A 24,374-nucleotide genomic window follows, 5' to 3' on the forward strand; every position below is an offset into this window, starting at 1 on the left:
GCTTGGCGTCCCGGCCATGCGGTCCCGCAGGCGCGGCACGCTGGCGGCAGCCCGTTTCACCGGCATGCCCGACCATTGCCGGCGCCGGCGGAACTGGATATATTATTTATACAATTAATTTCGGGAGCGCTTCGTGGCAAAAGATTCCAATGAACTGTCCTTACCCACCAGGAAACCCGCCGTGCCCAGGCAGAGGAAAGTCCTGGCGGCGCTTGCGCCGACCGTGGCTTCGCCTGAAGTGATGCTGCCCGAGGTGGCGCTGGACCAGGAGACTGCCCAGCCCGCCGCGCCCGTCACCGAAAAGAAGAAGGACAAGGATAAAGACAAGGACAAGCCCAAGGCGAAGAAGCAGAAGCTGGTGCGCGACAGCTTCACGATGCCGGAAGCCGAATACGAGGTGCTGGCCGACATGAAGAAAACCTGCATCAAGGCAGGCGTGGCGGTGAAAAAGAGCGAATTGCTGCGGGTGGCGGTGTCGCTGCTGCGCAAGATGGACGTCGCCGAGATCCAGCAGGCGCTCGGCACGCTCACGCCGGTCAAGGCGGGCCGTCCCAGCAAGCAGAAATAATTCTCCCGCCGCGCCGGCTCCTAGGAGCCGGCGCCGGCGCCGGCTATAGCCATGCGCAGCGCATCCATGCGGTAGGGCTTGTCGATCAGGGCCGCCGCCACGCCCTGCGGCGCTTCGTCCACCATGACCAGCCGCAGCGACGGATAGGCGCTTGCGACGTCGCCTGCCTGAGCGCGGTCGGCGACATCGTCGGCGACCAGCATGACGTCCGTCGCCGACCCGGCCAGCGCCTCGCGCGCCTGGTCCAGGCTGGCCACGCCGTGCGGCGCATGGCCCAGGAGCGACAGCATGTCGCAGACGATCTGGCGCGAATCCTCCTGCTGTTCCACCACCAGCACCCGCTGCGCCGTGCGCGGCGTTGCGACCTGGGCCAGCGCCTGGCGCACGCCGAGCGCAAGCTGTTCGCGCCGGTAGGGTTTTTTCAGCAGCAGCGGCTCGGCGCCGTTGACGCCCTGCAGCACCGCGCCGCGGGTATGGCCCGAGGCGTACAGCACGGCCAGGCCGGGACGCAGCGCCAGGGCTGCGCGCACCATATCCGCCGCGCGCAGCGCGCCCGGCATCACCACGTCGGTAAACACCAGATCGGCCGGCACGCCCTGGCGCAGCATGTCGAGCGCGGCCTGCGCGTCGCCGGCGCTGCGCACCCGGTAACCCAGCTGGCCCAGCATCGTGGAGACCGAATCCCGGACCGCCTCATCGTCCTCCACCACCAGGATGTGTTCGTTGCCGCCCTGCGGCGCCGGGCCGGCCGCCTCCGGCGCCGCGCTTTCCGACGCGGTGCTGCGCGGCAGGAACAGGCGCACCGTGGTGCCGGCGCCGGGCACGCCGTCGATATCGATATGCCCGCCGCTCTGGGCAACGAAGCCGTAGGCCATCGCCAGCCCGAGGCCGGTGCCGGCGCCCTCGGCCTTGGTGGTGAAGAACGGCTCGAATGCGCGCTCCCGCACTTCCGGCGTGATGCCGGTGCCGCTGTCCTTCATCGCCAGCACGACATAGTCGCCGGCGGGGAGGTCTGGCCGGGAACGCAGCTCGCCGGCAGCCAGCGTCAGGTTGTCCAGGGTGATGTCGACGCTGCCGACGCCATCCATCGCGTCGCGGGCGTTGATGGCCAGGTTCAGGATCACGTTCTGCAGCTGGTCGCGGTCGATCAGGGTGTTCCACAGGGCCTCGGGCGCATGGATGGCCAGCGTGGTCGATTCGCCCAGCGCGCCGCGCAGCAGCTCTTCCATGCCGCGGACCAGCCGGGCAAGGTTCACCGCCACCGGCTGCAGCGGCTGGCGCCGGGCAAAGGCCAGGAGGCCCGACGCCAGCCGCGCGCCGCGATCGACCGCGTCCAGCGCACGCGCCATCTGCCGCGCCAGCATGCCGCCGGCAGCCACCTCGCGCTGCATCAGCTGCAGGTAGCCGCTGATGATCTGCAGCACATTGTTGAAGTCGTGGGCAATGCCGCCGGTGAGCTTGCCGACCGCCTCCAGCTTCTGCGCATGGTGCAGCGCCGCGCGCGCCTCTTCCAGCGAACGCTCATGCTCGGCGCGCAGGCGCTCGGCCTCGCGCCGGTCGCTGATGTCGCGCACGAACGCGGTGGCGGCATAGCCGCCCCCTTCGTGCGGCATGGCAGCCAGCGCAAGCTCGACCGGGATCAGGCGGCCGCTGCGATGCAGCGCCATGATCTCCTGTCGGCCCCCGGCGCCGTCGCCGCGCTCGATGAAGCGGGCGAAGCTGGCCAGGTGCCCGGCGCGCTGCTGCTTGGGAATGATCAGGCCGGCCAGGCTGCGGCCTATGGCTTCATGCGCGCTCCAGCCGAAGGTGCGTTCAGCCTGCACGTTCCAGTCGGTGATGCGCTCGTCGGGACCGACGGCGATAAAGGCGTCATAGGAGTTTTCCAGGATGACGCGGATGCGCTGCTGCTCCGCCGCGGTGGCGCTGTAGGCCACGCGCAGCGCGTCCTCGTTCTGCTTGAGACGGCTGATGTCGGTATGGGTGCCGATGGTGCGCAGCGGCCTGCCCTGGGCGTCCCGGCTGACCACCATGCCGCGCGTGAGGATCCACTTCCAGCTGCCGTCGCGGCAGCGCATGCGGATTTCCTGGGCATAGTCCGGCAGGGCGCCAGCCACATAGTCGCGCAGCACCTGCACCGCGCGCTCCCTGTCCTGCGGATGCATCAGCCTGTCCCAGCTGGCAACGCTGTCTTCCACCTCGGACTCGTCGTAGCCCAGCATTTCCTTCCAGCGCCGCGACAGCACGACTTCGCCGGTATGGTTGTTCCAGTCCCAGACGCCGTCGCCCGCGCCTTCCAGCGCGTATTGCCAGCGCAGCTGGCTGGCGCGCAGTGCGCGCGTCATGCTGCCGGCCAGCGCCAGCGCGCGGCTGCGCCCGCTTGCCAGCAGCCACACCAGGAGCGCCAGCAGCACGCCGATGCCGGCGCCGGCGCCGGCGACAAGCATCGGCGCGCCGCTGTTGAAGCGCGCCTCGAATGCGGGCGTGCTGTCGACGGCCAGCGTCCAGTCGCGGTCGGCAATGCGCAGGCGGCGCAGCGCCTGCAGCTGGGCCGGGGCGGCATTGCCGGCGACGGCCGAATCATATAGCCGGGCGTCTTCGGCCATGTCCACGCCGTCGAAGATGCGCAGCCGCACGTCGCCGGCGCGCTCCCCCAGCAGGCCCAGCATCAGGTCGTCCATGCGGAACGGCGCGCCGACCCAGGCCACCAGCGCGGCGCGCCGCTGCGCCACGGTGTCCAGCGGCAGCGCGCGGCCGTACACCGGCAGGTAGACGATCACGCCCGACTGCACATGCGGTTCCTGCTCCTGCACCAGCCGCAGCTTGCCGGTCAGCGCCGCCATGCCGCTGTCGCGCGAGCGTTCCATCGCGTCGCGCCGCGCCGGCTCGGTCAGCATGTCGTAACCCAGCGCGCGCAGGTTCATTGCCGTGGCCGGCTCGATCTGCGCAATGGCGCTGTAGATGGGCCGCTCGCCATCGGGGCGGACGGCATAGTCGCCCACGCCCTGCGCACGTACCCGCGCCACGTGGGCCTCGCGCTGGCTGGCCGGAATCAGCTCGGCGATGGCGATGCCCTGGATGCCGGGAAAGCTTTCCTCCAGCCGCAGCGTGGCCACGTACCGGGCAAAGTCGGCGCGCTCGGCCATGGCGTGGCTGCCGACGAAGCCCTGGGCGCCGCGCAACACCTGTTCATAGGTCGCCATGCGCTGCTGCAGCAGGGTCAGGATGCGGCGGACCTGGTAGTCGAAGTCCTGCTGCTGGCTGCGGGCGGCGGCGCTGCGCGCCTCATGCCAGGCCAGCGCAGTGAGCCCCAGGCACAGCAGCAGCACCAGCAGCGGCAGCAGCCAGGACAGCAACGGCACGCGCGCCGCGTCGTCCGCGGACGCCGCGCCGGACAGGGCGGCGTCCGCGCGGCCCTGTCCCTGATTCATCGGGCCTGCCCCGCGACCCAGGCGCGATAAACGCAGAGCGCCGCATGCGCGTCATTGGCGGCATACAGCATCTGCCGTTCGCTCAGCTTGCGGCTGGCCCAGTTGGTGGTGGCGACCCGCTTGGATTTTTCCATGCGCCGGCCGAGCAGGCCGGCCACCGCTTTCTTCACGCCCATCGCCTCGCGCCGGTTAGGGCGCAGCAGCTGCGCCAGGTCCAGCACGCCGCCGCAATGGATGTCGCATTTCGACGCCAGGCGTCGCAGGTCGTCGCCCAGGCCGAAACCGGCCTTGACCAGGCCGGGCGATTCAAGCACGGCGCGCAGGTCGGCCAGGTCGGCAAGATGGTCGACCTGGTAGAGAAAGCAGTGGCTGTCGGTGGCCAGCTGCACCACGTGCGGGCCGCTGGACGCTTCGCCACGCACGAAGGTGGGACGCGACTCGGTGTCGAAGCCCAGCGCATCGGCGGCTTCCAGCACCCGGCGCGCAGCGGCGGCGCCGGCGCTGTCCCTGACCAGCGTGATGCCGGCCGGGTCCAGCCCCGCGTAGGGCGGCAGGTCGGCCGGATCGTCCGGCGCCGTCACGCGGCGCTCGCATCGGCTGCAACCGCTGCCAGCACGGCGCGCAACTGGTTCAGGTCGTACGGCTTGGCCAGGGAACGCGAGCGGATGCTCAGGTGGGAGCTGATGGAGGCGCCGTAACCCGAGGCGAAGATGATCGAAAGGCCCGGCACCATGACGGCGGCCTTCTTGGCCAGTTCCACGCCCGAGATGCCGGGCAGGCTGACATCGGTAAACAGGGTGTCGAAGACGCCGTCCTTCAACGCCTCCAGCGCTTCCTCGGCGCTGCCCACGCCGGTCACTTCGTGTCCCAGCGTGGAAAGCAGCTCGCACACCAGGATGCGCGAATCCTCGTTGTCTTCCACCACCAGGATGCGCAGCGCGGCATCAGCGGCATCGGTGGCATCGGCGGACGGCGCCGGCTGGCCGGCCGCCGATGCCGGTTCGGATGCGGACGGCAGCGGTGGCGGCGCCGGCGGCGGCGCAGCGCTGCGCCCCATCGCCTGCTGCCGGTTGGCGAAGATATGGCGGATCTTGCGCGCCAGGTCGGTGCGCCGGTAGGGCTTGGACAGCAGTTCGACGCCCTCGTCCAGGCGGCCGCCATGCACGATCGCGTTCTGCGGATAGCCCGAGGTGAACAGCACGGCGATGTCGGGGATCAGGAGCCGCGCCTGGCGCGCCAGTTCCACGCTGCGCACCGGGCCGGGCATCACCACATCGGTAAACAGCATGTCGATATGCATGCCGCTGCGCAGGATCACCAGCGCGCCCTCGCCGTCGTCGGCCTTGAGCACGCGGTAGCCCAGCGTGCTCAGGATGTCGACCACGGTGGACTGCACATCGGGATCGTCTTCCGCCACCAGGATGGTTTCATTGCCGCCGATGACAGGCCCCGACAGCAGGTCGGGCAAGGCGTCCTTGGCCTGGGTCGAGCGCGGCAGATAGATGCGTATCGTGGTGCCGACGCCGACCTCGCTGTAGATGCGTATGGTGCCGCCGCTCTGGCGCACGAAGCCGTAGGCCATCGACAGGCCCAGGCCAGTGCCCTCGCCTTCCGGCTTGGTGGTGAAGAAGGGTTCGAACGCCTTTTCCAGCACCGCCGGCGACATGCCGGAACCGGTGTCGCTGACGGCCAGCATCACATAGTCGCCCGCCGGTATCGCGTCGGCCGCGCCGAATGCCTGGCCGTCCAGGCCCGCGTTGGCCAGTTCCAGCGTCAGCCGGCCCTCGCCCTGCATGGCGTCGCGCGCATTGATCACCAGGTTCAGGATCACATTCTCGATCTGGCCGGGGTCGGCCAGGGTGTTCCACAGGTCCGGCGCGACCACGGTGCTGACGCTGACCGCCTCGCCCAGCGCGCGCCGCAGCAGGTCGTCCATGTTGCGCACCAGGTCGCCGAGATTGATCACCACCGGCTGCAGCGGCTGGCGCCGGGCAAAGGCCAGCAGCTGCGACGCCAGCTTGGCGCCGCGCAGCACCGCCGCCAGCGCGGTGTCGAGCCGCTTCTGCGCCGCCTGGTTGCCCGCCAGCTGGCCCTGCAGCAGCTGCAGGTTGCCGCCGACCACCTGCAGCACATTGTTGAAGTCATGCGCGACGCCGCCGGTCAGCTGGCCGATCGCTTCCATCTTCTGCGCCTGGCGCAGCGCGTTCTCGGCGTCGGCGCGGCGGCTGATCTCTTCCACCACGCGCTGCTCCAGGGTTTCATTGAGGTCGCGCAGCGTGGCCATGTGCTGGCGGCGCGCGGTGATGTCGGTGAAGGTGCACAGCGCGCCTTCGAGCACGCCGTTGCGGCGCACCGGATGCGAGCGGTACTCCACCGGGAAGCTGCTGCCGTCGACGCGGAAGAACACTTCCTCGTCGACCAGCGCCGACTCGCCGGTGCGGGCGGTGCGCAGGATCGGACATTCGTCGGGCGCGTAAGGCGCGCCGTCCGGATGGCTGTGGTGGATCAGGTCGTGCAGCGGCTTGCCGATGACCTGCGAGGCCTGGGTGAAGCCCAGCATGCGCATGAAGGCGCGGTTGCACAGGGTGGTGCGGCCATTGCGGTCGATCGAATAGAAGCCTTCCTCGGTCGAGTCCAGCAGCAGGCGGATGAATTCATTGCTCTGCTGGATGCGCGCCTCGCTGTCGCGCAGCGCCTGGTCGATGCGCTTCCTGTGGGTGACGTCGAAGGCCACGCCCAGGTAGCGCTTGCGGCCGTCGCGCTCGATCACCTTGCCGCGCCGCGCCAGCCAGCGCTTTTCGCCGTTGTCGGCGCGGGTGATCTCGTATTCGGCATATTCCAGCGGATTGGCGTCGCGCGCCAGTTTGGCCGGCCCGACCTCGTGCCGGTCCTGCGGGCTGACCATGGCCACCAGCATGCTGCCGGTGACGGGCACGCCGTCGGGCAATCCCCACAGGCGGCGATAGGTGTCGGAGCACGCCAGCTGGTCGGTATCGGGAAACCATTCGAAGCTGCCGATGCCGCCGGCTTCCTGCGCGATGCGCAGCCGCTCGGCATTGGCGGTCTGCTCCGTCACATCGAGGCCCTGCACGAAGATGCCGGTCACCGCGCCGGACGGGTCGCGTATCGGCTGATAAACGAAATCGAGCAGCACGGTGCGCGGCGCGCTGCCGTTGGCGCCGCGCAGCTTCAACTGCATTTCCTTGCCGATGTAGGGTTCGCCGCTGGCATAGACCTGGTCCAAAAGCGTCACGAAGCCCTGCTCCACCACTTCCGGCAGCGCCTCGTGGACCGGCTTGCCGATGATGTCCTCGCGTCCCACCAGGTGGCGGTAGGGCGCGTTGGCGACGGTGAACACATGGCGCGGGCCGCGCAGCACCGCGGTGAAGCCCGGCGTCTGCTCGAACAGGCTGCGCAGGAATTCGCTCTCGTCGGCGCGCGCATGGCGCTGGGTGTCGGCTTCCAGGCGTTCCGCGGCGATCGCTTCGTGCAGGCGCCGCACCATGCCGCTGTCCGGGCTGGCCTGCGCCTGCGGCGCTGGTTCGGTAACCGTGACCAGGTAGCCGGCATCGTTGCCGTCCTCGGCGCCATTCCTGCCCAGCGGGGTGTAATACAGGTCGAACGCCTGCCGGCCAATGGAAAGATGCTGGCATTGCGGCACGCCTTCGCGACCGTCGCCACCGGCCGGCAGCAGTTGCGGCCACGCGGCCGCGGCCGGCTTGCCGAAGGCGTCGGCATCGCGCTCGCCGGCCAGCGCGGCGAAGGCCTGGTTGTAGATCAGCGTATGCTGCGGCCCCCACAGCAGCAGCATGGGCAGCGGCGCGTTGCACAGGATATCGGCTGCGGTGCGCAATACCGGCGACCATGCCTGCTGCGGCCCCAATGGCGTGGCAGACCAGTCGAGGGCGCACAGGCGCGAACGTGTCGCTTCCGGATTCAACCGAATAATCGCATTCATTCAGATTCAGGCTTTGGGCCGGGAGCCGGCGCAGGGAGTTGGCATGTGGAGCCTGAAATTCTAAATGGTAATGCTGCCAAGGGTGGCAAAACAATTGCCTTTACACGCTGCGGAACAAACCAGCCATGCCGGCCGCCTCAATTGCCCCTGGCCGGGAATCCCGAGTTGCCCAGCACCAGGCCTTCCACCGGCTCTTCCGGCGCGCTTTCCGGGGTGGTCTCGCGTGCCTGCTCGGGAGGTACAAGATCGGATGCCGGGGCGGCGCCCTGCGTAGCCTGTTTTGTCTTTTGCTGATGCGGCGGCTGGGAGCGCGGGTCGCCCGGCATTTCGCTGAACTGGTCGTCCTTCGCGGTTTCGATAAAAAGCTGCTCTTCGACCACGGTCTGCAGCTGGCTGCCATCCTGCGGATGGCCGCTGCGATTCTTTGCCGGCTCGACGCCGGCTGGCGCGCCATTGTCCGGTCCGGCCGGTCCTGTCGTTCTGCTGGCCACGATAAGTCTCCTTGTTTTCCTGACAATTCTGCATCATAGGCGCAAGCCTTTCGCGCTGGTGTCAGAGAGGCGGCGGCCATTGCGTAGGAAAACGCTGATTTTCCAATCCGGCCAGGGCTTGACTGAATGCCGGGGGCAAATGGCTTCTTACAGTAAAATCGACCGGTATACGAACTGCGAGCGAGGTGTTGCAATGAGTGATCAGACCGATAAAGAGCAGTTTGCGGCCGACCTGGAGCAGCGTTTCCAGGACCTGATGCAATGGGCCGTCACCAGCTGGCCGGACCGGGAGCGTCCGGTTTCCCTGGCTGACTTCGAGGATGTCAGGAAAGCGGTGCATGCCATCAGCCAGCGCGTGCGCCATCCCAGGGGCGAGGCGCTGGCGCCCTCCGAAGGCGGCGCCCAGTTCGTCAGCGTCGCGCCCGCGCCCTGGCCTTGAACGCCACGCCAGCCCTCATGCCCGATGACGTCCCCGGCGCCTCCCGGCCTGGTGCGCCGGCGCACGCGCGCGTCCCTGACGGCCACGTGCGCTGGCGCGCCAGGCCGCCGCAGCACCGGAGGTAGGCCAGAGTGAGCCAGACAGCACAGAGCAATTTCGATTTGCTCGCCGGCGGCGGCGAGATGCGCGCCCGCATGCGCAGCCACGACTGGAGCGATTCGCCGCTGGGACCGCCGGCCACCTGGCCGTCGTCGCTGCGCACCGCGGTCGGCATCATGCTCAACTCCAGCTTCCCGATGTTCCTGGCCTGGGGCCCGGCGCTGACCTTCCTGTTCAACGACGCCTACATCCCCGTGCTGGGCAACAAGCAGCAGCATGCGCTGGCGACGCCGTTCGCGCAGCTCTGGTCGGATATCTGGTCGGACATCAGTCCGCTGGTGGACACGGCCCTGTCGGGGGAATCGATCTTCGCCGACAACCTGCTGCTGGTCATGGAGCGCAACGGCTTTCCCGAGGAAACCTACTTTACCTTCTCCTACAGCCCCATCCACGACGAATCCGGCCAGGTGGCCGGCATGTTCTGCGCCTGCACCGAGACCACGCTGCAGATCCTGTCGGAACGGCGCCAGCGCTTCCAGCTGGAAATCGCGGACCGGCTGCGCGGCCTGACCGAACCGGGCCAGATTACCGAAACCGCGTCCGCCCTGCTCGGCCGCCACCTCGGCCTGACCCGCGTGTTGTATGCGCAGATCGCCGCGGACGGGCGGCAGCTGCGCATCAACAGCGACTGGCATGACGGCAGCGTGCCGGGCATCCAGGGCCAGACCTATCCGGTTGCGAACCTCGGCGCGGCGCTGGCCGAGAACGTGCAGCGCGGCGGCCCGTTCTGGGTCACCGATATGGAGACCGACAGCCGCACCGCGGCCCACGTATCGCTGTATGACAGCGTGGCGGTGCGGGCGCTGCTGGCAGTGCCGCTGCGCAAGACCGGCCAGGAGCAAAGCCTGCTGGTGCTGGCCCAGGCCGCGCCGCGCCGCTGGCGCGACGGCGACGTGGCGCTGGCCGAGGACATCGCCGAACGCATCTGGTCGGCGGTGGAAAGGGCGTCCGCCGAAGCCAGCCGGCGCCAGGCGGAAGCGGCGCTGTCGCGCCAGCTGGCGGCCGAAGGCGACCGCCTGCGCGGCCTGTTCGAGCAGGCGCCCGGCTTCATGGCCGTGGTGCGCGGCCCCAACCATGTGTTCGAACTGGCCAACAAGAGCTTCACGCAGCTGATCGACCGCAGGAACATCCTGGGCAAGAGCGTGCGCGAGGTGTTGCCCGAGTTGCGGGCGCAGGGCTTCTTCGACCTGCTCGACCAGGTGTATGCCAGCGGCCAGCCCTTCTTCGGCCATGAGTCGCTGCTGGTGCTGCAGCCCCGGCCGGAGGTCGCGCCGGCCCGGCGCTTCATCAATTTCATCTACCAGCCGGTGCTCGGGCTGGACGGCGCGGTATCGGGCATCTTCATCGAAGGCTATGACGTCACCGACCGGCGGCTGGCGGCCGAGGCGGTGCATGACAGCGAGGAACGGCTGCGCGAGGGACTGCAGGTCGGGCGCATGGTGGTGTGGGACTGGGACCTGAAGCAGGACAAGGTGCGTTATTCCTTCAATGTGAAGGACGTATTCGGGCATGGCCAGGACGATGCGCCGCCGGGCTGGTCGGCGGTCCATCCGGAAGACATGGCCCAGATCGGCGGCGTGGTGCAGAAGGCCATCGCCGAGCGCAGGGAGTATGAAGGCACGGTGCGCATGATCCGCCCCGACAATGGCGCCACGATCTGGGTCGAGGCGCGCGGCAAGGTGGTGTGCGACGACGCCGGCGAGCCGGTGCTGGTGCGCGGCATCTCGATCGACGTCACCGAGCGCAAGCGCGCCGAGGAAGCGCTGCGCGCGGCCGACCGCAGGAAGGACGAGTTCCTGGCGATGCTGGCGCATGAACTGCGCAATCCGCTGGCGCCGATCAGCACCGCCGCCCAGCTGCTGCGCCTGGCGCAGGTGGACGATCCGCGCATTGCCCGGACCAGCGACATCATCAGCCGGCAGGTGGAGCACATGACCAGCCTGATCGACGACCTGCTGGATGTGTCCCGGGTCACGCGCGGCCTGGTCACGCTGGAAAAGGAAGCGGTGATGCTGGACCAGGTCGTTGCCAGCACCCTGGAACAGGTGCGTTCGCTGGTGGAGTCGCGGCGCCATCATCTCGATATCGATATCGCGCCGGGCATGCCGCCGCTTCTGGGCGACCGCATCCGCCTGGTCCAGATCTGCACCAACCTGCTCAACAATGCCGCCAAGTACACGCCGCCGGGCGGCGAGCTGCAGCTGCGGGCGCGGGTGGAGGACGGCATGCTGGCGCTGACGGTCTCCGACAACGGCATCGGCATGCCGCCGGACCTGCTGCCGCATGTGTTCGACCTGTTTACCCAGGGCGAGCGCTCTCCGGACCGCGCCCAGGGCGGATTGGGTCTCGGGCTGGCCCTGGTCAAGAGCCTGGCGGAACTGCATGGCGGCCGGGTGGCGGCCCATAGCGAGGGGCCGGGCAAGGGCAGCACGTTCTCGGTCTACCTGCCGCTGGCGCCGGGCCAGCACCTGAGCCTGCCGCCCGTGCAGGATGGCAGCCATCAGGCGCACGTCGCGCCGGCCTCTTCAGTGCTGCTGGTGGATGACAACGTCGACGCCGCCAATACGCTGGCGATGCTGCTGGAACTGCAGGGCTACCAGGTCTCGGTGGCCTACCAGGCGCAGGACGCGCTGGAGCAGGCGGCGGCACAGGCGCCCGGCATCTGCCTGCTCGACATCGGCCTGCCGGACATGGACGGCTATGAACTGGCGCGCCGCCTGCGCGCCTCGCCCGCCACCAGCGACGCCGTGCTGATTGCGCTGACCGGCTACGGCCAGGCGCAGGACCGCGAGCGCTCGGTGCTGGCGGGCTTCGACCATCACCTGGTCAAGCCGGTGGAGATCGACCGGTTGATCGCGCTTCTGGCGCGCATCGGCAGGCAGGCCCGCGCCGCCTGATTCGGGGCGGCGCCGCCTTGCCCGCCAGCGCTCAGGCCTTGGGCGCGCGCTTTTTGGCCACCGTCTTGCGGGCGCGCGGCTTGGCCTTCTCCGCTTCCGGCGCCTTGGGTTCGCTGCGCGACTCGGCGCGCGGCTCGGCGGTCACCGCCGTGCTGACGGCCTGCTTGAACTGATCCTGCAGCAGGTTCCACCAGGCTGCCGGATTGGCGAAGGCGGTGGCATTGCCCATGTCGGCATTGGCCTGCGGCGGCTCGCTTCCCGGCTGGTCGCCGGCGCCCGGCGTGGGCGGTTTTTCTGCCTGCGGCGGGGCAAACGAGAAGGCCTTGCCCATATCCGCGGCGGGCTTGCTGTCGGCCGACGCCGGCTGCGGCATGCCGGCCTGCGCCAGGGAATTCATGCTGTTGCTCATGGTGTGCAGCGCGGCCAGCGTGGCGCTCTGGACTTCCAGCGCCTGTATCGTGCTGCGCAGCATGCTCATGTTGACGTTGAGCCAGGACTCGACTGCCTTCAGGTCGGCAATCTGCTTGTTCACGTCGTCGACGGACAGGGAAGGCATTGCCATGCCGGGTATCTTCATGCCGCCCCACAGGTTCTTGACGAACTCCAGTGTGTCGGTCATCGCGCCCACGCCTGGAATGCCGGACATGCTCGAATCTGCCATGCTGATCTCCACGTTTGATGTCCGACTAGCGTAGCAGAAAAGCCACATAAAAAAACCTGCCCGGGCAACGATTCCAGTGGCGGGTTAATACATCTTGACCTTGATCGAAGCCGGAGTTCTACGGCCGCGTCATCCGGCAACTGGTCGGCAGGGCGGTTTCCTCGACCGACAGATAACGCTCGGTGCGAAAGCCGTAGCCGCTGCCTTCATTGTCGAAGCGCGCGCCCTCGCCCTTTTTCTGCATCACCGACACATACAGCGGCTGGATCAGCTGATGGTCGGCGGCGCGCATGGTGGCCTGGTGGAAGCTGTTCCTGAACTGCGCGCCTTCCAGCGCCCGCGCCACCGCCGCCGCCTCCGTGCTGCCGGCCTTTTCGATCGCCGCCGCCAGCATGGCCACCATCACATGCATGCGCAGATGCACGTAGTCGTCCTTCGGCGACGGATAGCGCTTGCCGAAAGCCTGGTAGAACGCGTCGCTGGCCGTGCCGCCTGCATTCGGATGCCACTCGGCCACTGCCCGCACCCGTCCCACGCCGGCGTCGCCAATCGCGGCCGGCGCGCCCAGGCCGTTGCCGTAGAAGGTGTAGAACTTGGCGTCCAGGCCGGCCTCGCGCGCCGCCTTGACCAGGAGCGTCAGGTCGTTGCCCCAGTTGCCGGTGACGATGCTGTCGGCGCCGCTGGCGCGGATCTTGGCCACGTAGGGGGAAAAGTCCTTGATCTTGCCGATCGGGTGCAGTTCGTCGCCGACGATGGCAATGTCCGGCCGCTTGGCTTCGAGCATGCTGCGCGCCGCCTTCGCGGTCTGGCGGCCGAAGCTGTAGTCCTGGCCGATCAGATAGACCTTCTTCGCATGGCTGTCCTGGCGTATCACCTCGGTCAGCGCATGCATGCGCATGTCGGCATGGGCGTCGAAGCGGAAATGCCAGAAGCTGCATTTTTCATTGGTCAGCGCCGGGTCCACCGCGGAATAGTTCAGGAACAGGATGCGCTGGTCGGGCGCGCGGCCATTGTGCCGCTCTACCGCGTCGATCAGCGCCGACGCCACCGCCGAGCTGTTGCCCTGCATCAGGAAGCCGATGCGCTGGTCGGCCAGGCGGCGGAATTCGATCAGCGCCTCTTCCACGCCCTGCTTGCTGTCGAACACGGTTAGCGCCAGCGGATGCCTGCCGTCGGGCAGACGCACGCCGCCGGAGGCGTTGATCTTGTCGACCGCCAGCTGGACATTGCGCGCGACGGCCTCGCCGGCATTGGCAAAGGGGCCGGACATGCCTTCGACCATGCCGATCCGGATCGGCGCGCCGGCCGCGGCGCCCTTGGCAAGAAGCAGCAGCAGCGCCGCCAGCAGTGTTCTGAACATGGTGCCCCCGCGAAAAAGGCGCCATTCTACTTGCTCTGCCGCGCCGCAGCATGACCGGCGACCGTTGGCCGCCGAGCGGCTACACTAGCGAAATGTCCGAGAAACATTCCCCCATCCAACGCTGGCGCGGTCCCCTGCTGCGCATGCTGGCCGTGCTGGCGGTGTCGCTGCTGCTGCACGCGCTGGCATTGCATTGGGCGGGCGGCCATATCGGACTGCCCTCGCTGGCCCAGGACGATGCGCCGCCGGTGGCGGTCGCCCTGCTGCCGCCGCCGGCGCCCGTTGCGACGCCCGAGCCGCCGCCACCGCCGCCGCCCAAGCCCAGGCCGCGTCCCAAGCCCAGGCCAAAAGCCGTCGCGCCACAGCAGGCCAGCGCCCCGCCGCCCGCTGCACCGCCCGCCGAGAGCACGACCGCGCCCGCGCTTGCCGATGCGGCACCGGCCGGGAGCACGGAAGCCGGCGCCTTCGCCGAGGCCCCGCCGCAAGCCGCGCCGGACTCCGCCCCCGCCCCTGCGCCTGCACCCGCGCCCGACCCTGCAGCGCCCGCGCAGGAAAGCTTGCCGCGCTACCAGGTGCGCATGCCGCCCTCGGTCGACATGAAATACGACGTGCGCGCGCTGCGCCAGGGCAAGGAAGTGTATGGCAACGGCCGCATCGTCTGGCATGCCGACGGCCAGCGCTACCGCATCGACGGCGAGGCCGGCGTGCTGTTCTTTACCGTGCTGCGCTTCCAGAGCCAGGGCGGCTTCGATGACTTTGGCGTGGCGCCGCAGAGCTATGTCGAAAAGCGCATGCGCAAGGACGAGACCGTCACCCGCTTCGAACCCAGCCCGGGCAGCATCCGCTTTTCGTCCTCCGCGGCTTCCTATCCGCGCACCGGCGGCGAGCAGGACCGCGCCAGCATCGTCTGGCAGCTGGCGTCGATCGGCCTGGGCGATCCGGCGCAATATGCGCCCGGCGCGCAGTTGCGCATCTTCGTGGCCGGCGTGCGCGACGCGGAACCCTGGCTGATCCGGGTGATCGGACAGGAACGGATCGACACGCCGGCCGGCGCGATGCAGGCCTGGCATGTCAGCCGCGTGCCGCTGCCGGGCTCGCGCGACCAGAAGCTCGACATCTGGCTGGCGCCCGAGCATTCCTGGTACCCGGTGCGGCTGCGCTTCACCGAAACCAGCGGCGAATACCTTGAACTGGCGGTGTCGGCGCTGCAGCCCGCCCCGCCGATCTGACATGGAGAACCTGCCCGCAATGCATTTCCGCACCCTCTGCACGGCGCTGCTGTGCCTCGTCGCCAGCGGCGCCGCACTGGCGGCGGCGCCGCCGAAATACCCGACCCGGCTGCCGCCGCCGGCCGAGCTGGACTACGGCATCAAGGCGCGCCAGAGCGGCCTGTCCCTCAACGGCGAAGCGACCATGCGCTGGGACCACGGCAGCCAGGGCTATACGATAGGCGTGACCACCCGCGCCATGCTGGTCGGGAAGATCCTGGACGAAAAGAGCGAAGGCGGCGTCGATGCCTGGGGCCTGGCGCCGGCGCGCTTCACCGAGCAGCGCTACCGCAAGGGCGCGACCAGCGTCACCTTCGACCGGCCGGCGAAGAAGATCCGTTTCGAGGCATCCGACCGCAGCTATCCGATCCAGGGCGGCGAGCAGGACCATGCCAGCGTGGTCTGGCAACTGAGCTCGGTGGCGCGCGCCGCGCCGGCGAAATTCAAGGCCGGCTCGAACTGGCACTTCTTCGTGGTCGGCCAGCGCGACGGCGATCCGTGGACCTTCCGCGTGGTCGGCCAGGAAAAGGTCAATGGCCCGTCCGGACCGACCACGGCCTGGCATGTGACCCGCAATCCGCCGCCCGACGCCAAGGGACGCCAGCTCGACATCTGGCTGGCGCCCGACCTGCAGTGGTACCCGGTGAAGCTGCGCTATACCGAAAACGACGGTGATTACATCGAACAGACGCTGCGGGAAGTCCGTAGCCAACCAGCAAAGTAAGGACAAACACAATGAGCAATGCAAAGGGCGCCCTGGTACTGTTTTCCGGCGGCCAGGATTCCACCACCTGCGCCGCCTGGGCGCTGGAGCGCTACGAGCGGGTCGAAACCATAGGCTTCGATTACGGCCAGCGGCATGCGGTCGAACTGGCGGTGCGCCCGGCCGTGCTGCAGTCGCTGCGCGCGATGTCGCCCGAGTGGAATGCGCGCCTGGGCGAGGACCACATGCTGGACCTGGGCCTGTTGGGCCGCATCTCCGACACGTCGCTGACCAACGACGTGGCGATCGCGATGCAGGAAAACGGCCTGCCCAACACCTTCGTCCCGGGCCGCAACCTGCTCTTCATGATGGTGGCCGCCACCCTGGCCTACCGCCGCGGCCTGGACGTGCTGGTGGGCGGCATGTGCGAGACCGACTACTCCGGCTACCCGGACTGCCGCAACGACACCATGCAGTCGCTGCAGACCACGCTCAACCTCGGCATGGCGACCGACTTGCGCATCGAGACGCCGCTGATGTGGATAGACAAGGCCCAGACCTGGGAACTGGCGCGCGAACTGGGCGGCGAGGCGCTGGTGGAAATGGTGCGCACCGAGACCCATACCTGCTATCTCGGCGAGCGCGGGGAGTTGCATGACTGGGGATATGGATGCGGGGTTTGCCCGGCTTGTGAGTTGAGGGCGAAGGGATATCGGGCGTTCAGGGAAAAGGCTTAGCATGGAATGGGCGGCAGGCCGCCACATTCCCGCTTCGTCACAGGGTGGAAGAACAGCCGACCTGCCTGACCTGCAACTGCCCAGGGATGACATTTTGCGAAAAATGCCAGCCGTCTTCAGTCCACGATGCGAAGAAAGAATCATCGGATGAGATCGGATCGGTGGTGTAGCCGGATGTATTGCTGCCGGTAATGGCCTTGCAAAGCGAATTCATTGTCTGCAAGCCTGATGGCTCCTGGAACATTCCCAGTTCAACCAGTACAACGCCATTCACCCTCGGTTGGAAACAGGTGACCGAACGATCCAGCTGAATAACACCGTCGCAAGTCAGGATGGCGCCTTTAATGATCTGCGTAGCCAGGAATTTTCCGATGGGCGCAGTCTCTGGCGCGTTTTCCCCTGCTGCGCCCTTGTCTCCCGTTGCGCCTGCCGGCCCGGCAATGCTGTTCCCATTGCAGACATACCGGGTTTCCTGCACCTCGCCATCATCCAGCAGTCCATTGCCGTTCACATCTGCGCCAAGCTGCAGCTTCTGCCCACCGGATGCACAATTCGCGCCGGCCGGCTCGGCAACGGTACGCACCAGCGTGCTGGTTCCGGGTGCGCCGTTGGCGCCATCCTTGCCGTTGGCGCCGTCCTTGCCATTGGAGCCATCGCCGCAGCCGGCCAATGCCAGGCTAACAAGCAATGCCGTAGCCAGAACTGAAAGTGTTCCTGATGCCATGTAGTTTCTCCCCGTGGATGAATGTCTGCTGAAACGACGTGTATATCGTCAGACGACGTGGATGAAACTCTGGCTGACGTTTGTCGATACACCATCCTGTAGTGGAGTTTTACTGGCCGGTGTTCAACCGCGTCGTTCATCGTTATTGGGAATACTTTTGGCGGAAAACCGGCCACATGCGCCGCCCGGTGCAACCGGCATGTCGCCGGCTTCTACAGTCTGGAGGCGGCCTGGCCTTTGGAGGGGAATGAGAAGCGCCAGCAGCAAGGCCGGCGCACAAGGTCAGGGCCTACTTCAGCGCCTGCGCCGTCTGCAGATGCCCGCGCAACTCCTCCGCGCCGGACATCGTATAGTCCTTGTTCAGTTCCAGCTTCACCAGCGCGGTCAGCTGCTGCGGCAGCAGCTTGCGCAGCATGCCCAGGAACTGGGGCGACACCACCAGGCACAGTTGCTGGAACCGCCCTGCCCGCTGCGACTCCTCCAGATAGGCGACGATGTCGCGGGCGAACAGTTCGGCCGCATGCTCGTCGGGTGTCTGGCGTGGCTCGTAGAGCTTGTTGGGCGCGGCGCCGCCGGTGTTGTGCATGCTCTTGGTGCCGGCGGTCGGGCCGATCTTGTCCGACTCGCTGCTCTCGGCGATGCGCAGTCGCGCGCCGTCGTTGACCATGTCATTGACTTCTTCCAGCGGCGCGGCCGCGTTGGCCTGGGAAAAAAACCTTGCCCGGCTTGCATTTGCTGAGACGATCCACGTAGCGTTCATGTTGTCCTTGTCCTGGCTGTCTGTTGAGAGAAAAGTTCGATGCCTGTGCCAACCGAAATGTTCCGCGCCGGCGGCCCCGATGCCGCCGCCAGCCCGCGCCGGCTTGCGCATATCGATGTCCTGCGCGGCATGGCGGTGTTTGGCATTCTGCTGGTCAATGTCTGGTCGTTTGTCTGGGGCTTCGGCGCGCTGCGTTATGGCGCCATTGCCGAGCCGTCCTGGCCGGACCGCGTTGCGGTCTTTGCGGTGGCCCTGCTGGCGGAGCAGAAGTTCTATCCCATCTTCGCTTTCCTGTTCGGCGCCGGTTTCGCGCTGCAGGCCCGTTCGCTGCGGCGCCGCCTGCGGGACCCGAGCCAGGTACGTGCCGCGCTGCGCCATCGTTTCCGCTGGCTGCTGGGCTGCGGCATGCTGCACGGCATGCTGCTCTGGGCCGGCGATATCCTCACGGTCTATGGCGCGGCCGGCTTGCTGCTGCTGGGCCTTTTCGACGCCCGGCTGCGGGTGGTGCGCGCCAGGCTGCGCGGCTGGGGCCTGCTGTGGCTGGTCGTGGTGGCGGCCAGCGTGGCGCTGTCGCTGCCGTCGAGCGGCCCGGACGCCGACGATGCGCGGCAGGAACAGGCCATTGCCTATATCGAGGATGCGCAGGAAGCGCGCGCCATCTATACAGAAGGCACGGCCGGCGAGGTCGCCGCGCAGAGACTCTCGGACTATCTGGCGGTCACGTCCGGATCGCTGCTGCTCGTGCCGCATCTGATGGTGCTGTTCCTGCTGGGGATCTGTTCGGTGCGGCTGGGATGGCTGACCGCGCCGCAGCGTCATGCGCTGCTGTGGCGGCGGGTGCGCGCCATGGGCCTGCTGGTCGGGCTGCCGCTGAATCTGGCCTGGGCCGCTGCCGCGGCGACCGAAGCAGCCAACCCGCTGGCCGCAACGGGCCATGGCGAACTGGCCTATGCGCTGCTGCCTTTGAGCGGTTCCCTGCTGGCCGCCGCCTATGTCGCCACGCTGCTGCTGGCGCGCGGTTCGCTGGCGCGGCGGGCAAGCGCCTGGCTGGCGCCGGTGGGCCGCATGTCGCTGACCAATTACCTGATGCAATCCCTGCTGGGCGTATGCCTGCTGCAGGGCACGGCGCTGGGCGCGCAGGCATCGCCGGCGGCGCTGATGCTGGTCGCGCTGGCCATCATGCTGCTGCAGTCGCTGGCCTGCCGCTGGTGGCTGGCGCGCTATCCGCAGGGACCGATGGAATGGCTGGCGGCGCGCGGCAGGCTGCGAGCGTGAGGCGGGCGCCGCGTCAGGCGCTTTCCTTCTTGTAGGTTGCCAGGCGATAGAGATAGGTCGCGGTCAGGAAGCCGACGATGGCCTTGGATACCGGATCGAGATAGCGGGCGACGGTATCGTACTGCGCTTCCAGCAGGTAGCCGGCGCCTGCCAGCAGGCAGGACCAGATCAGCGAGCCGATCGCGGAATAGGCCAGGTAACGCGGCAGGCTCATCGCCGCGATGCCGGCCGGCACCGAGATCAGGGTGCGCACCGCCGGCACCAGCCGGCCGAACAGCACCGCCTTGCGGCCATGCCGTTCGAACGCCTGCAATGCCTTGTCGATGTCGTCAGGCCCGACCGTGAGCCAGCGGCCGTGCTTGCCTGCAAGCGCGCGCAATCTTTTCCGGCCATAGAGACGCCCGGCGTAGTACCAGGGCGCGCTGCCCGCCACCGAGCCGGCGGTGCCGGCAAGCAGCACCGCAAACAGGCTCAGCTTGCCGCTGGCGGCAGTAAAGCCGGCCAGCGGCATGATCAGTTCCGACGGAATCGGCGGGAAGATGTTCTCGGCGGCCATCAGCGCGAAGACGGCGAGATAGCCGTGTTCGGTGATGAACCGGACGATGAAATCAAACATGGCGCCTTGCCGGCAGTGTCATGTCGCGGGCGAACGGCGGCGCGGCGGCGGGCGCAGGCGCCGCGACAGCGGTGCGGCCCAGCCGGCGCGACGCGTCAATAGCGATGGGCCTCACCCGCCATCTTGCTCAGGGTATAGATGGAATACAGCGCCGACAGGCCCACCAGGCCATACACCGCGCGCGATGCGGTGGTCATGTCGCCGAAGATCGTGGCGACCAGGTCGATATTCATCAGGCCGACCAGTCCCCAGTTGATGCCGCCGATGATCATCAGCACCATGGCCAGCCAGTCGATGGCGCCCATGCGGCGCGCCATGCTGCTGCCGGCAGGCGAGCGGCGCTCGGGCGTGTGGCGCCTCTCGGTAAGATGCGGATTCATTGTTGCCATACGAAACTCCTTGCTTGTGGCGTTGGATAAAGGGCGGGGGCGTGGAAAGACGCGGCAATGCGCTGGTAGGGCATGGCCGCGATGTCAGGCGTTTAGAGAAGGCGGCTTTGGCCCAGTTCCGGGCGGCTACCCCCCATTGTTTGCGCTTGCACAATGCGGCGGAGGAAGAACGGCGCGACAGACTGGAAATGCGCAAACCGCCAGCGGCAAAACCAACGAATAATTCTTATGGGAAATAAATTTGTCACATATCTTGACCCACCTTGTAGATTCAGTGACGATACGGCTCCAGTTCCCCCGCCTCGTCGAAACCTCTGCCCGCCAATAATGATGTTCCGAAAACACATCAGCCTCCATGTCTGCCTGAGCGCTGCCTCCTGCGCGGTGATCCTCATCCTGGCCGTCGCGCTGGCCGGCGTGCTGGGCGAACTGGCCAAGCACGAGATCGCCCGCCTGGCCAGCGCCAATATCGAGGGCCTGTCCCAGCAGATGGCGCGCGAGCTGTCGGCCGGCATGGACGACTTCGCGCGCGACGTCGAAGTGCAGGCAAGCCGCGACGTCTTCCGCGGCGCAGGCACCGCACCGGCGGAGACGCGCGCCGCCCTGGAGCAGTTCGTCGCCACCCGTCCCGAATACGCCTACCTGGCGCTGATCGATGCCGCTTCCGGCAAGGTGCTGGCCGCCACCGGCGGCGTGTTCGAAGGCGGCAGCCTGACCGGCCGCCCGGTGTACGAGGAAGGCCGCAAGGGCGCCTTCGTCGGCGACGTGCATGAAGCGGTGCGGCTGGCCGAACTGCTGCCACGATCATCCAGCGGCGAACCTCTGCGCTTTCTCGATGCGGCCGCGCCGGTGCGCGACCACAGCGGGAAAATCGTTCGCGTGCTGGCCGCGCATATCAGCTGGCAATGGACCGAAGGCGTGCGTGCCAGCGTGCTGGGTCCGTTGAAGGAAAAGCGCGGCATCGAGATGCTGATACTCGACACCCGCGGCAAGGTCGTTCTGGGGCCCGACAAGAGCACGCCGGTCGGCAGCGCGCTGAGCCAGCTGACCAGGCGACTGCCCGACGCCAGCGCCAGCGTGATCGGCTGGTCCGGCGGCGCCGACTATCTGACGGTCATGACCCCCACCGAGCCGAGCGGCCAGTTCCCCGGTTTTGGCTGGAAGGTGGTGGCGCGCCAGCCGGTTTCCGTGGCATTCGCGCCGGTGGCCATGCTGCAGCGCGGATTTTTCGCCGGCGCGCTGGCGCTGGGCCTGCTCGCCGCCGGCATTGCCTGGTTCGTCACCGGCCGGCTTCTGAGGCCGGTGCGCAAGCTGGCCGATTCCGCACTGGCGCTGGCGCCCCCCTTTCCCGCGCCGCAGAAGGCGGGACGGCGCTTCGGCGAGATCGCCCAGGTCGAGGATGTGCTGCACCAGCTGGCCAATGACAGCCGCGCGATGTCGCACACGGCGCTGATGCGGGAACTGGAATTCGTCACACTGGCCGAGTCGCTGCCGCATATCGTCTGGCAGGCCGACCCGCAGGGCGCGCTGGAATACCGCAACGAGCAGTGGCATACGACCTTTGGCCCCGGCCCGGTCACGCGCCTGGAGCACCTGGCGGCGCTGACGCACCAGAGCGACGTGCCGGTCCTGAGGCATGCCTGGGACATCAGCCGCGCCAGCGGCGCCGACCTGCACTGCACGGTGCGCCTGCGCAGCCATGACGACAGCGGCCATGTCTGGTTCCGCATCCATGGCCGCGCGCTGCGCGCCGAGGACCAGCGCATCATACGGTGGGTGGGCACCATCACCAATGTGCATGACGCCATCCTGGCGACCGAGCGCACCGAGCAGGCGCTGGAGATGGAGCGCCATGCCCGCACGGAAGCGGAGCGCGTGGCCTTGATGGCCGACGAATTCCTGGCCACGCTGTCGCATGAACTGCGCACGCCGCTCAATGCCATTGCCGGCTGGGCCGAACTGCTGGCGCGGCGCGCATCCGGAGACGAGACCGTGACCCGCGCCGCCGAAGTCATCAACCGCAACGTGCACCTGCAGGCGGCGCTGATCAACGACCTGCTCGACACCAGCGCCATCATCGCCGGCAAGGTGGTCCTGGCGAAACGGCCGTTCGATGCCGCCGCGCTGGTCAACAGCGTGGCGCTGTCGCAAAAGCCCATGGCCGAGCAGAAAGGCATCGTGCTCGAATGCCGCGCGCCGGCGCCAGTGCTGATCGACGGCGACGAACATCGCATCAACCAGGTCGTCACCAACCTGGTGTCGAACGCGATCAAGTTCACCGACAGCGGCGGCCGCGTGACGCTGCAGGCGGGCTTCGACGGCGAATCGCTGCTGGTCTCGGTGACCGACACCGGCTGCGGCATCGCGCCCCAGTTCCTGCCGCATGCCTTCGAACGCTTCCGCCAGGAGGATGCCTCCGCCACCCGGCGCAAGGGCGGACTGGGCCTCGGGCTGGCCATTGCCGCCAGCCTGGTCAAGCTGCACGGCGGCACGATCGAGGCCGACAGCGCCGGACTGAATCAGGGATCGCGCTTCACAGTGCGGCTGCCGGCGCTGACCGAGGCGACGGAAAACATCGTCAGCGACCGCACCGAGCGGCTGCTGCAGCAGTTTCCGATGACGCCGCTGACGGGGCTGCGCATCCTGGTGACCGACGACGAGGAAGATGCGCGCCTGGCCACGCAGTCGCTGCTGGGCAGCTTCGGCGCCGAGGTCGCGGTGTCGGCGTCGGCCGCCGGCACCCTGCAACTGCTGGACCGGCAGGTCTTCGACCTGCTGATCTGCGATATCGGCATGCCGGGCATGGACGGCCACGAACTGATCCGCACCATCCGCAAGCGCAGCCGCGACAAGGGCGCGCTGGTCCCCGCGATCGCCCTGACCGCCTTCGCCATGACGCGCGACGAGCGCGCCGCCTCGTTCGCCGGCTTCGATGCCCATGTCGCCAAGCCGCTGTCGGCCCAGACCCTGATCGAAACCATCTGCAGCGTCTGCGAAGTAGGCAACACCCGCAGCGCCTGACAGCACCGTCAAATAATCAGGTGGAAAGGTAGCCTGGTAAGCGCAGCGCAACCCAGGTCCTGCCGGCGCGCTTGCTGCTGCCGTCGTTCGCCGGCACCGCCTACTGCCAGGACCGCACTTCCTTCCCAATGCACCGGCTGCCAGCCTGCGGCAGCAGGCGCGAGAATTCGGCCCGCACGGCGCGGTAGCAGTCGCAGGCCATGGACTCCAGCAGGCCGCGGTCAAGCATCCGCAGGTGGCCGCGCCGGCAGCCGATGGCGCCGGCCTGCTGCAGCCGCGCCGCCGCCTCCGACACCCCTTCCCGCCGCACGCCCAGGATGGCGGCCAACATGCTGTGGGTAATCGCCAGTTCGGCGCTGCCCACCCGGTCGAAATTCTGCAGCAGCCAGCGGCACAACTGCTGGTCGATCTTGTGATAACGGTTGCAGATGGTGTTCTGCGCCATCTGCACCATGAAGGCCTGGGTATAGCGCAGCAGCAGCGGCATTGCCGATCCGCCGCGCGGCAAGGCCTGGGGCATCAGGTCGGCGCGCAGCCTGTGGCTGTGGCCGGCCGCCTGCACCACGGTGCGCGCGCCGGTCGCTTCGCCGCCCATCAGGAGCGAAATGCCGACCATGCCCTCGTTGCCCACCGCCACCAGCTCCGAGGAAGCGCCGTTTTCCATCAGATGCAGGATGGAGAGCACCGCGCTGGTGGGGAAATACAGATGGGTTGGCACCGTGCCGGCTTCGCACAGGATGTCGCCGCTGCGCAGCACGACCGGTTCGAGATAGTGCGCCAGATGATCGCGCTCAAGGGCCGGCAGGGCCGACAGCAGGCGGTTCTGGTCCGCGGTGGCAAGCAGGAGCATGGGCGTCTGGCGGGCGGCCGGATGAAAACCGCCATCTGTGCGATGATGCGGCCCAATATACCGTGGTAAA

19 protein-coding genes are annotated in these 24,374 nt (G+C 67.9%); 8 read left to right on the forward strand and 11 right to left on the reverse strand.

Annotated elements, in window-relative coordinates; all coding sequences use genetic code 11:
* The first annotated feature begins 133 nt into the window (after nt 1-133).
* On the forward strand, nt 134-568 hold the full coding sequence (locus ABC383_RS12540; protein ID WP_413014383.1) for a hypothetical protein: 435 nt from the start codon (nt 134-136) through the stop codon (nt 566-568).
* A gap of 20 nt (nt 569-588) precedes the next feature.
* Here the strand turns inward: ABC383_RS12540 and ABC383_RS12545 are convergent, their stop codons facing one another.
* From ABC383_RS12545 to ABC383_RS12560, 4 genes are all read right to left on the reverse strand, one after another.
* A complete protein-coding gene (locus ABC383_RS12545; protein ID WP_413014385.1) occupies nt 589-3,996 on the reverse strand; it encodes a CHASE domain-containing protein in 3,408 nt (1,135 codons plus the stop codon).
* A complete protein-coding gene (locus ABC383_RS12550; protein WP_413014387.1) occupies nt 3,993-4,577 on the reverse strand; it encodes a 3'-5' exonuclease in 585 nt (194 codons plus the stop codon). The genes ABC383_RS12545 and ABC383_RS12550 overlap by 4 nt, the downstream gene beginning before the upstream one ends.
* Nucleotides 4,574-7,954 carry a PAS domain-containing protein gene (locus ABC383_RS12555; protein ID WP_413014388.1) on the reverse strand — a complete coding sequence of 1,127 codons (3,381 nt, stop codon included), beginning with the start codon at nt 7,952-7,954 and terminating at the stop codon, nt 4,574-4,576. The genes ABC383_RS12550 and ABC383_RS12555 overlap by 4 nt, the downstream gene beginning before the upstream one ends.
* 137 nt (nt 7,955-8,091) lie before the next feature.
* Nucleotides 8,092-8,445 carry a hypothetical protein gene (locus tag ABC383_RS12560; protein WP_413014390.1) on the reverse strand — a complete coding sequence of 118 codons (354 nt, stop codon included), beginning with the start codon at nt 8,443-8,445 and terminating at the stop codon, nt 8,092-8,094.
* 193 nt (nt 8,446-8,638) lie between these two features.
* On the opposite strand from ABC383_RS12560, the gene ABC383_RS12565 reads away from it, so the two are divergent.
* Together ABC383_RS12565 and ABC383_RS12570 are read left to right on the forward strand one after the other, a co-directional pair.
* Nucleotides 8,639-8,884 carry a hypothetical protein gene (locus ABC383_RS12565; RefSeq protein WP_194712460.1) on the forward strand — a complete coding sequence of 82 codons (246 nt, stop codon included), beginning with the start codon at nt 8,639-8,641 and terminating at the stop codon, nt 8,882-8,884.
* A 131-nt stretch (nt 8,885-9,015) separates the two neighbouring features.
* Nucleotides 9,016-11,940 carry an ATP-binding protein gene (locus tag ABC383_RS12570; protein WP_413014392.1) on the forward strand — a complete coding sequence of 975 codons (2,925 nt, stop codon included), beginning with the start codon at nt 9,016-9,018 and terminating at the stop codon, nt 11,938-11,940.
* A gap of 31 nt (nt 11,941-11,971) precedes the next feature.
* Here the strand turns inward: ABC383_RS12570 and ABC383_RS12575 are convergent, their stop codons facing one another.
* Entirely contained in the window at nt 11,972-12,601 is a 630-nt protein-coding gene (locus ABC383_RS12575; protein WP_413014394.1) for a PhaM family polyhydroxyalkanoate granule multifunctional regulatory protein, read from the reverse strand.
* 118 nt (nt 12,602-12,719) lie between these two features.
* A complete protein-coding gene (locus ABC383_RS12580; protein WP_413014396.1) occupies nt 12,720-13,961 on the reverse strand; it encodes a branched-chain amino acid ABC transporter substrate-binding protein in 1,242 nt (413 codons plus the stop codon).
* A gap of 92 nt (nt 13,962-14,053) precedes the next feature.
* Here ABC383_RS12580 and ABC383_RS12585 point away from each other — a divergent pair, with 92 nt between their 5' ends.
* From ABC383_RS12585 to queC, 3 genes are read left to right on the forward strand one after another with little or no spacing between them, the layout of a single operon-like run.
* Complete coding sequence (locus tag ABC383_RS12585; RefSeq protein WP_413014397.1) at nt 14,054-15,190, forward strand: DUF3108 domain-containing protein; 1,137 nt, start codon at nt 14,054-14,056, stop codon at nt 15,188-15,190.
* A gap of 1 nt (nt 15,191) precedes the next feature.
* Nucleotides 15,192-15,953: a DUF3108 domain-containing protein gene (locus ABC383_RS12590; RefSeq protein WP_413014398.1), complete on the forward strand. Its 762-nt coding sequence runs from the start codon at nt 15,192-15,194 to the stop codon at nt 15,951-15,953.
* 11 nt (nt 15,954-15,964) lie between these two features.
* Nucleotides 15,965-16,669 carry a 7-cyano-7-deazaguanine synthase QueC gene (gene queC / locus ABC383_RS12595; RefSeq protein ID WP_413014400.1) on the forward strand — a complete coding sequence of 235 codons (705 nt, stop codon included), beginning with the start codon at nt 15,965-15,967 and terminating at the stop codon, nt 16,667-16,669.
* A gap of 37 nt (nt 16,670-16,706) precedes the next feature.
* On the opposite strand, the gene ABC383_RS12600 is transcribed toward queC, so the two are convergent.
* Together ABC383_RS12600 and ABC383_RS12605 are read right to left on the reverse strand one after the other, a co-directional pair.
* Nucleotides 16,707-17,393 carry a DUF7151 family protein gene (locus ABC383_RS12600; protein ID WP_413014402.1) on the reverse strand — a complete coding sequence of 229 codons (687 nt, stop codon included), beginning with the start codon at nt 17,391-17,393 and terminating at the stop codon, nt 16,707-16,709.
* Nucleotides 17,394-17,682: 289 nt separating this feature from the next.
* Nucleotides 17,683-18,153 carry a host attachment protein gene (locus ABC383_RS12605; protein ID WP_413014404.1) on the reverse strand — a complete coding sequence of 157 codons (471 nt, stop codon included), beginning with the start codon at nt 18,151-18,153 and terminating at the stop codon, nt 17,683-17,685.
* 39 nt (nt 18,154-18,192) lie between these two features.
* Between ABC383_RS12605 and ABC383_RS12610 the strand changes: the two genes are divergently transcribed.
* Entirely contained in the window at nt 18,193-19,428 is a 1,236-nt protein-coding gene (locus tag ABC383_RS12610) for a DUF418 domain-containing protein (protein WP_413014406.1), read from the forward strand.
* Between the two features lie 13 nt (nt 19,429-19,441).
* Here ABC383_RS12610 and ABC383_RS12615 read toward each other — a convergent pair whose 3' ends face one another.
* On the reverse strand, nt 19,442-20,044 hold the full coding sequence (locus ABC383_RS12615) for a DedA family protein (RefSeq protein WP_413014408.1): 603 nt from the start codon (nt 20,042-20,044) through the stop codon (nt 19,442-19,444).
* A 95-nt stretch (nt 20,045-20,139) separates the two neighbouring features.
* Nucleotides 20,140-20,433 carry a DUF378 domain-containing protein gene (locus tag ABC383_RS12620; protein WP_413014409.1) on the reverse strand — a complete coding sequence of 98 codons (294 nt, stop codon included), beginning with the start codon at nt 20,431-20,433 and terminating at the stop codon, nt 20,140-20,142.
* Nucleotides 20,434-20,760: 327 nt separating this feature from the next.
* Here ABC383_RS12620 and ABC383_RS12625 point away from each other — a divergent pair, with 327 nt between their 5' ends.
* On the forward strand, nt 20,761-23,454 hold the full coding sequence (locus tag ABC383_RS12625) for an ATP-binding protein (protein ID WP_413014411.1): 2,694 nt from the start codon (nt 20,761-20,763) through the stop codon (nt 23,452-23,454).
* 100 nt (nt 23,455-23,554) lie between these two features.
* Here ABC383_RS12625 and ABC383_RS12630 read toward each other — a convergent pair whose 3' ends face one another.
* The gene (locus ABC383_RS12630) at nt 23,555-24,304 is read right to left on the reverse strand and encodes a Crp/Fnr family transcriptional regulator (RefSeq protein ID WP_413014413.1); all 750 of its coding nucleotides are present in this window, start codon (nt 24,302-24,304) and stop codon (nt 23,555-23,557) included.
* Nucleotides 24,305-24,374: the final 70 nt, after the last annotated feature.

It is taken from the genome of Noviherbaspirillum phoenicis, assembly GCF_047237965.1.
Lineage (GTDB): Bacteria > Pseudomonadota > Gammaproteobacteria > Burkholderiales > Burkholderiaceae_D > Noviherbaspirillum_A.

Excerpts from the sequence above, each read along its gene's own strand:
- ABC383_RS12555 (WP_413014388.1), bottom strand. The coding sequence starts at position 7,954 with ATGAATGCGATTATTCGGTTGAATCCGGAAGCGACACGTTCGCGCCTG.
- ABC383_RS12585 (WP_413014397.1), top strand. The coding sequence starts at position 14,054 with ATGTCCGAGAAACATTCCCCCATCCAACGCTGGCGCGGTCCCCTGCTG.
- ABC383_RS12625 (WP_413014411.1), top strand. The coding sequence starts at position 20,761 with ATGATGTTCCGAAAACACATCAGCCTCCATGTCTGCCTGAGCGCTGCC.
- ABC383_RS12610 (WP_413014406.1), top strand. The coding sequence starts at position 18,193 with ATGCCTGTGCCAACCGAAATGTTCCGCGCCGGCGGCCCCGATGCCGCC.
- ABC383_RS12615 (WP_413014408.1), bottom strand. The coding sequence starts at position 20,044 with ATGTTTGATTTCATCGTCCGGTTCATCACCGAACACGGCTATCTCGCC.
- ABC383_RS12620 (WP_413014409.1), bottom strand. The coding sequence starts at position 20,433 with ATGGCAACAATGAATCCGCATCTTACCGAGAGGCGCCACACGCCCGAG.
- ABC383_RS12575 (WP_413014394.1), bottom strand. The coding sequence starts at position 12,601 with ATGGCAGATTCGAGCATGTCCGGCATTCCAGGCGTGGGCGCGATGACC.
- ABC383_RS12580 (WP_413014396.1), bottom strand. The coding sequence starts at position 13,961 with ATGTTCAGAACACTGCTGGCGGCGCTGCTGCTGCTTCTTGCCAAGGGC.
- ABC383_RS12630 (WP_413014413.1), bottom strand. The coding sequence starts at position 24,304 with ATGCTCCTGCTTGCCACCGCGGACCAGAACCGCCTGCTGTCGGCCCTG.
- ABC383_RS12590 (WP_413014398.1), top strand. The coding sequence starts at position 15,192 with ATGGAGAACCTGCCCGCAATGCATTTCCGCACCCTCTGCACGGCGCTG.
- queC (WP_413014400.1), top strand. The coding sequence starts at position 15,965 with ATGAGCAATGCAAAGGGCGCCCTGGTACTGTTTTCCGGCGGCCAGGAT.
- ABC383_RS12605 (WP_413014404.1), bottom strand. The coding sequence starts at position 18,153 with ATGAACGCTACGTGGATCGTCTCAGCAAATGCAAGCCGGGCAAGGTTT.
- ABC383_RS12565 (WP_194712460.1), top strand. The coding sequence starts at position 8,639 with ATGAGTGATCAGACCGATAAAGAGCAGTTTGCGGCCGACCTGGAGCAG.
- ABC383_RS12600 (WP_413014402.1), bottom strand. The coding sequence starts at position 17,393 with ATGGCATCAGGAACACTTTCAGTTCTGGCTACGGCATTGCTTGTTAGC.
- ABC383_RS12545 (WP_413014385.1), bottom strand. The coding sequence starts at position 3,996 with ATGAATCAGGGACAGGGCCGCGCGGACGCCGCCCTGTCCGGCGCGGCG.